This is a genomic window from Pseudoalteromonas sp. MMG012, from assembly GCF_018100875.1.
GTDB lineage: Bacteria > Pseudomonadota > Gammaproteobacteria > Enterobacterales > Alteromonadaceae > Pseudoalteromonas > Pseudoalteromonas aurantia.
Genome location: NZ_JAGJEF010000245.1, coordinates 1 through 387, shown reverse-complemented (window position 1 = coordinate 387; position 387 = coordinate 1). Strand labels below are relative to the sequence as shown.

Annotated in this window: 1 protein-coding gene; it reads right to left on the bottom strand. The window is 39.5% G+C overall.

The window, feature by feature from the left end:
* Positions 1 to 387: ISAs1 family transposase (locus tag J8L97_RS23260; RefSeq protein WP_211053095.1), on the bottom strand; the 387-nt coding region annotated here is incomplete at both ends.

Genomic DNA, 387 nt, shown 5'->3' with positions numbered 1-387 from the left:
ATGGTTCGCTTTCACGGCGAGTAGATAATCAGCTTCTTTACCCACTATTTTTTCTGCAATTGACTTTTGACACCCCATTGCGTCAATTGTTACTAAGCAACCTTTTATCTCCAGTAATTCAAGGAGTTCCGGTAACGCTGTTATTTCATTTGACTTTTTATCAACAGGACACTGTGCCAAAACAACACCATTTTCGCATGCAAATGCACTGACCATATAAAGCGCATCGCGTCTATCTGATTGATTAAATGAACCTTTTAATCTTTTTCCGTCAATAGCAATTACTTCGCCCTGAGTTAATTTGGAGCAGGCTTTCATCCAAGAAGAAAAAGACGCTTGAAATTGCGTAATGTCTATACGGCTCATTACACGGGCAATTGTGTCATG